This window comes from Salinivibrio costicola subsp. alcaliphilus, from assembly GCF_001996185.1.
Classification (GTDB): Bacteria; Pseudomonadota; Gammaproteobacteria; order Enterobacterales; family Vibrionaceae; genus Salinivibrio; species Salinivibrio costicola.
Genome location: NZ_MUFR01000077.1, coordinates 1 through 4504, shown reverse-complemented (window position 1 = coordinate 4504; position 4504 = coordinate 1). Strand labels below are relative to the sequence as shown.

Here is a 4504-nt window from a genome sequence, read left to right as displayed (position 1 = left end):
CCAAGCATCCTGAGCGTTGGGCTAAAGAAACGCGTGACTGGACACCTGTTAGTTCAGTAACACTCAATCCAAGCAGCTCAGAAGACAATCAACGAGGCGATCAAAAAAGCGCCGCTTAATTAGGAAATCTGGTCAACTACCTTGAAATCTACCGATCCCAGGCCTTTATAAAAGCAGGACCCCACATTTTTGAAAAATGCTCTCGACTAATAAGCCCTGACATAGCCATATAGGATAATCGTTGCATCACAATACTGACACGATACGCTGCATCAACGGTTTCTTTAGACCAAGCGACCTCATGGTCTTCGCTCCCTAGCTCTCCGTTTGAATAGTCGCCTGCATTATGAAGCAATGATAGGTCTAACTTGATCTTTGACATTTCATCCATTGCCCAAAGCAGCAGGGTACTGTCCCTATTTTTTACTTCCTCTTTAATGGTGCGGTAAGCAAAAATTACCGACACGAGTAAGAAAAAATTGATGAGAAGCATCAGGATTGATGTAATTGCTGAAACACCAGACCAATCCAGCGGGTTTAATGCTACCTTAACCGATTCCATCTAACCTCCAAGCTAGAAATACACATAACTAACAAACAAGCGGCGTCACTCATTGGTGTTGCACCCGTGACAAAAGAAAGTGGACGTTATAAAAGCAAACGAGTGATCCAAGGTGGACGTGCTCAAGTTCGTACCGTGTTGTATATGGCGATGATGTCTGCGATGCAATGTAATCCTGTTTCTAAAGCCACGTATACCCGATTAGTCGCCGCTAAAAAGCCGAAAAAAGTCACCATTATTGCCTGTGTGCGCAAGATGGTAGTGATCTTAAATTCGATGCTCACAGACATAAAAATCTCGCTAAAATTTAGTGATTGACGACATACTGGTTTGTTGTGCGCCACTTGCGATTACCTCAAATTAATACCATAATTAGGTACTATTTGGTATTAGGAGATTGCAATGGCTAAAAATACTAGCATCACTCTCGGCGAACACTTTGATAGCTTCATCAGTAACCAAATCCAAAGTGGACGCTATGGCTCAGCAAGTGAAGTAATTCGTTCCGCTCTGCGTTTACTCGAAACACAAGAAACGAAAATAAACACTTTACGACAACTACTCGTTGAAGGCGAAGAAAGTGGTATGGCTGATTATGACCTCGATTCGTTTATCAGTGAACTAGATAGCGAAGAGGGAAAATGAAACCATTTCAACTAACTAACAAGGCAAAGTCTGATTTAAAAGACATTGCCTTGTTTTCCTCCCGCAGGTGGGGCCGCGAGCAACGTAATATTTACCTCAAACAATTCGATGAATCATTTTGGCTACTCGCTGAAAATCCTGATATTGGTAAAACTTGTGATGAAATCAGAGATGGCTACCGAAAATTTCCACAAGGAAGCCATGTTATTTTTTATCAACAAATTGGTAGCCAAAACATCCAGATCATCAGAATCTTGCATAAGAGTATAGATGTGAACCCAATTTTTGGCGTATAACGCCTATGTTTCTTCCTACTCTGCCAATCAGCAGTATCTTTATCCGCACGCCCGACAAAGATATCATCGACATCAGTGACCATCAGGTGACCTTCCGGTACACCGACAGCCAGACAAATCAATCGGCGATCCGCTCGTTACCTACCAATCAGTTCCTGATGTTAATACTTCAGCATGTCTTACCCAAAGGGCTACAACGCGTGCGTGACTATGGCTTATTGCATGGTAGCGCCAAACACAAGCGATACCATATTCAACGTATGTTGCTTCACATGGCACACCAGACCTTGCCCGTTGAGACGGCCCCTGAGCAGCATACGACACGATGCTGTCCTACATGCGGGGAGCGGCTCATGGTCTGCGTGGGCGTGACACGACCGAGGTAGCCGAAAGGCGAACAGAATAAGGAGAATGGCGTTCACTTAAACACAGGAGAGCAAACCGACAAAATCGACATCGTTAACGTAACGTATTGAAGTGATGTCTTACCTGCTCACTTCTTGGCTGCGATCGCGCTGAAAAAAGTGCCAGACGCAGCGCCTACCTATGCGCATTCGAGCTATTTACTTAATAAAGCAACGGGCTTGTTCAACACCCAAATGAAGTGTCGGCTGCGCGAAACTTATTCTTATTTGTTATGACTATTTGCCAAATTTATCTTCGATCTCTTCAAGCTGGGACATAAGAGCATCGTAATAGTCACTAAATGCAGTATTTAAACGAGGTAAGTCTGTACTAGAAAGCTCATTTTCTTCCATGTGCCACTTAATTTCTAGCCACGTATGTTTGAAATGTGAGGCGTTGTTTGCCCAAAGAAACTGATTTTTAACTACAACTTGGTCCAACTGATGAAATTCATTGCTTAGTTCATCGAAATCATATTCTAACTTCTTAAGTTTAGTTTCCAGATCTGACTTACGTGATTCTGATGGGTTTTGGAGAAAAGCATAATTTGCAATATACCAATCCATTTCACTCGCATGAACTTTTCGTATAGCGACTTTAGCAGACCATATAATATCCAAGTATTTCCCACATTTAAGCTGGTTAACCCAGCTATCGACACCAACAGCCGCTGCTGCTGCCGCAACTATAGTTCCAAGCCCAGAAAGAAAACTACCGAAAGAACCCAAATCACTTATCAATGAAGAAAAACCAACTTTATCTTCTACGTATAAGTGAGCAAATGCGAATAAACCACATAATCCGAAACCTGCGCATAGAAAAACAAAGCCATATTTAACGAACAATTTCAATTTATTACCTTATAGTCATAACGCCCAATTAAGTTGTGAGCAACGCTGCCACCTTACTCAAACACTCCACCGGAAACACCAAACTGATTGAAACCGAAAGCGCCGAGCGTTGCGAATCAGCTTGAATTGCTTGTTAGCCTTACTGTGTCAACGTAGCGATTAAGCCCGCCCCTCCGATAATACATGAAAGTGCAGCCCATAAAGTTGCTGGATGATATTTCCATAAATAACGGAAAGTACTGCTGTACTTCAACGCAAATTTATAGCCACGGGGTGTAAAGTTAAAAACCACGCAATCATCACTCTTAAGCAGGTCATTTTTGACAAAACCATTCAAAACAGTGCCTAAAACAGTTTGTTCAGTCTCCGCTAAGTTATGCTTGTCCTTAATCGTATTGATTAGTTCAACTAATTCTTCGCTAAGCTCTAGATACAGGTGGTGAGGGGTAAATGGATAGCTGTTTAAAGCACTATCATCCTTATGCCGAGAGTCATAGTTACTAAATAGAAACTTCAATATTGGCTTCGCATGCTCATGACTAACATTTACCGAATTTTTCTTTTTTGCCAAACTACAATCCTCCTTGTAAGGCTAACGCCCTGCTAATTGGTTAACAAACATAACCACTTATCCTAGATTTACTACCGTAAACGCTAAGCCTGAGCAAACCAAAATTGCCGAACGTTTGTTAATCCTGTTGAGCAGTTTGTTAGCCATTTTTTCGCCAATCATTCATTATTTGAAATAGAGCATATTGCTTAGCTAGTTTAAAAGAAGCCTCACTTGAATTAGGAGCAAAGAAAGAAATAGGCTCTCTTATTGAAACAACGAAGCACAAAAACTCGATTGAACCTATAGCTTTGTAAAAATTAATAGGTTCGCCATAGTCATAATCAGAAAATGCACCGTGTAATATGCCATGGCGATTAGTTTTATCTCCATGAGGATACCGAGCTGAATTAACGTATAGATTATTATTCGTAAAATGAACGAATGAATCTAGCATTGCTACAATTTCATCCACGGCACCAAGTTGATTTGCAATTACGTCTTCTTTAGAGTGTTCAGCTACTGCTACGAAAACATTTTTGACATACTTTTCGGATATATCTTTAGATTCTAGTATTTTCCGACCCACACCTTCAATTACCGGAATAAGACCGGATACAGCAACATGATGTAACCCTAAGAAGTGAGCATCAATTGCTTCAGCGATAATGAGCTTATAATCAGAGATATGAGGAACAATAGGATAACGATGCTTCACCATTGCAGCCAGATGATCGTGGGTGTATATACGGCTAAGTAGTGACTCTAAATTTGAATCATTGTTTTTGGAGATATCTTCCGCAATTTTACCTAAGTACCCCATTTGGACATAGGGAGGGACAAACCATCCTGCTTTATTAAATAGTTCTTTATAACACGGAAAACGCATGAACATCCGCGTCACGAAAGGCTTCCCAGCACGGTCGCCAAGTACTCTTGATCCATCGCACACATCATTCGCTTGCGTTGAATGCCGGCTTTGAAACTCTTCTCTTGCTTTAATAAATTCAAAACCATTTGCCTTATTCGTGCAAAAACTTCCGCTCGGTCATCTACCCTAATTCGACATGCATCTTCTTTTAATCCAACATCGAGCTGCCAGTGCATTGATTCAATTAACCAGTGCGAGCGAGTGGCATCATGAAGCTCTTTCGCTGTCAGTGCTTTTGAACTTATATAATAGCGCACAGAAATA

7 protein-coding genes and 2 pseudogenes are annotated in these 4504 nt (G+C 41.3%); 4 read left to right on the top strand and 5 right to left on the bottom strand.

Going from position 1 to position 4504, the window contains the following annotated elements; genetic code table 11:
• Window positions 1-148 precede the first annotated feature (148 nt).
• Complete coding sequence (locus BZJ21_RS15050; protein ID WP_077670226.1) at window positions 149-562, bottom strand: hypothetical protein; 414 nt, start codon at window positions 560-562, stop codon at window positions 149-151.
• Between the two features lie 21 nt (window positions 563-583).
• On the opposite strand from BZJ21_RS15050, the pseudogene BZJ21_RS15045 reads away from it, so the two are divergent.
• From BZJ21_RS15045 to BZJ21_RS15030, 4 genes and pseudogenes are all read left to right on the top strand, one after another.
• Window positions 584-880: pseudogene (locus BZJ21_RS15045) on the top strand (transposase); the annotation flags it as partial.
• An 84-nt stretch (window positions 881-964) separates the two neighbouring features.
• Window positions 965-1207 (top strand): type II toxin-antitoxin system ParD family antitoxin, encoded by a 243-nt coding sequence (locus BZJ21_RS15040; protein ID WP_077647087.1) that lies wholly within the window; start codon window positions 965-967, stop codon window positions 1205-1207.
• Window positions 1204-1503 carry a type II toxin-antitoxin system RelE/ParE family toxin gene (locus BZJ21_RS15035; protein ID WP_077670225.1) on the top strand — a complete coding sequence of 100 codons (300 nt, stop codon included), beginning with the start codon at window positions 1204-1206 and terminating at the stop codon, window positions 1501-1503. The genes BZJ21_RS15040 and BZJ21_RS15035 overlap by 4 nt, the downstream gene beginning before the upstream one ends.
• Window positions 1504-1553: 50 nt before the next feature.
• A pseudogene (locus BZJ21_RS15030) lies at window positions 1554-1889 on the top strand (transposase); the annotation flags it as partial.
• Window positions 1890-2144: 255 nt separating this feature from the next.
• On the opposite strand, the gene BZJ21_RS15025 reads toward BZJ21_RS15030, so the two are convergent.
• The 4 genes from BZJ21_RS15025 to BZJ21_RS15010 all read right to left on the bottom strand — a co-directional run.
• A complete protein-coding gene (locus tag BZJ21_RS15025) occupies window positions 2145-2759 on the bottom strand; it encodes a hypothetical protein (RefSeq protein ID WP_077670224.1) in 615 nt (204 codons plus the stop codon).
• Window positions 2760-2898: 139 nt separating this feature from the next.
• On the bottom strand, window positions 2899-3330 hold the full coding sequence (locus tag BZJ21_RS15020) for a hypothetical protein (protein WP_077670223.1): 432 nt from the start codon (window positions 3328-3330) through the stop codon (window positions 2899-2901).
• Window positions 3331-3469: 139 nt separating this feature from the next.
• Window positions 3470-4198, bottom strand: a complete 729-nt coding sequence (locus BZJ21_RS15015) for a hypothetical protein (RefSeq protein ID WP_077670227.1) — start codon at window positions 4196-4198, stop codon at window positions 3470-3472.
• A gap of 11 nt (window positions 4199-4209) precedes the next feature.
• The coding region (locus tag BZJ21_RS15010; RefSeq protein ID WP_108743190.1) for an ISAs1 family transposase at window positions 4210-4504 on the bottom strand (295 nt) is incomplete at its 5' end.